The sequence below is a fragment of the Aeromonas sp. 604176 genome (genome assembly GCF_049170755.1).
GTDB classification, from domain to species: domain Bacteria; phylum Pseudomonadota; class Gammaproteobacteria; order Enterobacterales; family Aeromonadaceae; genus Aeromonas; species Aeromonas veronii_A.
This window is the reverse complement of sequence record NZ_JAAKNE010000239.1, coordinates 1-1734: the sequence shown is the minus strand read 5'-3', so window position 1 is coordinate 1734 and position 1734 is coordinate 1. Positions and strand designations below refer to the sequence as shown.

The window sequence follows — 1734 nt, the reverse complement described above, 5'->3', positions numbered from 1 at the left end:
TTGACCCCTTCGGTGGCCATCAGCGCCTTGTACTGATCGGTCAGCGAGGCGTTCGGTTCGGTCAGGATGCGCTCGAAGTCATCTGTGGTCAGGGCTGTCAGCTCGACCCGGATCGGCAGACGGCCCTGCAGCTCGGGGATGAGGTCGGACGGCTTGGCGATCTGGAAGGCGCCGGAGGCGACAAACAGGATGTGGTCGGTCTTGACCATGCCGTGCTTGGTGTTGACGGTGCAGCCCTCGACCAGCGGCAGCAGGTCGCGCTGTACCCCTTCACGGGAGACATCGGGGCCCGAGCTCTCGCCGCGCTTGCAGATCTTGTCGATCTCGTCGAGGAAGACGATGCCGTTGTTCTCGACAGCGGCGATGGCTTTCTGCTTCAGCTCTTCAGGATTGACCAGACGGGCCGCTTCCTCTTCGATCAGCGCCTTCATGGCCTCTTTGACCTTGATCTTGCGCTTCTTCTTCTGGTTCTGGCCCAGGTTCTGGAACAGTCCCTGCAGCTGGTTGGCCATCTCTTCCATGCCCGGCGGGGTCATGATTTCGACGCCCATCGGGGAGGCGGAGAGTTCCAGCTCGATCTCCTTGTCATCCAGCTGACCTTCCCGCAGTTTCTTGCGGAAGATCTGGCGGGTGTTGGAGTTGTCGGCTTTCTCTTCTTCACCCCAGGTGTTGCGCGGGTTGGGCAACAGGGCGTCGAGGATGCGCTCCTCGGCGGCTTCCTCGGCGCGATATTTCATCTTCTCCATCTCGGTTTCGCGCACCAGCTTGATGGCGGCATCGGTCAGATCGCGGATGATGCTGTCCACTTCCTTGCCGACGTAGCCCACCTCAGTGAACTTGGTCGCTTCCACCTTGATGAAGGGGGCGTTGGCCAGTTTGGCCAGACGACGGGCGATTTCGGTCTTGCCGACACCGGTCGGGCCGATCATCAGGATGTTTTTCGGGGTCACTTCATGGCGCATCTCTTCGTTGAGTTGCATCCGGCGCCAGCGGTTGCGCAGGGCAACGGCAACGGCACGCTTGGCATCGGCCTGACCAATGATGTGACGATCCAGCTCGTGGACGATTTCTCTCGGGGTCATCTCGGACATGATGGTGTTCCTGTATCCGGGGCGGGCAGTGCCCACCCCTTGGGAAATTGGGTTGGCTGGCGCCTTATTTGGCAACGTAGTCCAGCACTTCGATGGTGTGGTTGCCGTTGGTGAAGACGCAGATGTCGCCCGCAATCTTGAGGGACTTCTCGACAATGCTCCTGGCATCCAGCTCGGTGTTTTCCAGCAGGGCGATGGCGGCGGACTGGGCGAAGTTGCCACCGCTGCCGATGGCGATGAGATCGTGCTCCGGCTGCACCACGTCACCGTTGCCGGTGATGATGAAGGATTTGTGTTCGTCGGCCACGGCCAGCAGTGCTTCGAGGCGGCGCAGGGCGCGATCGGTGCGCCAATCTTTGGCCAGCGCCACGGCGGCGCGCTCCAGATTACCCTGATGGGCCTGCAGTTTTGCTTCGAAACGTTCGAGCAGGGTGAAGGCGTCGGCGGTACCGCCAGCGAAACCTGCCAGCACCTTGCCGTTATAGAGGCGATGAACCTTGCGGGCGTTGCCCTTCATGACGGTGTTGCCAAGAGAGACCTGGCCATCGCCACCGATGACGACCTGACCGTTGCGGCGAACTGAAACTATGGTAGTCACTTTACTTACCTCGCTTGAGCCGAATGACGGCCTGACTGTGCATGG

General features: G+C 60.8%; 2 protein-coding genes. Both read right to left on the bottom strand.

Annotated elements, in window-relative coordinates:
* Positions 1–1091 (bottom strand): HslU--HslV peptidase ATPase subunit (hslU, locus tag G5358_RS21000; RefSeq protein WP_421324872.1); only part of this gene is annotated, 1091 nt, incomplete at its 3' end.
* Positions 1092–1155: 64 nt separating this feature from the next.
* Complete coding sequence (gene hslV / locus G5358_RS20995) at positions 1156–1689, bottom strand: ATP-dependent protease subunit HslV (RefSeq protein WP_204384878.1); 534 nt, start codon at positions 1687–1689, stop codon at positions 1156–1158.
* Between the last annotated feature and the right edge of the window lie 45 nt (positions 1690–1734).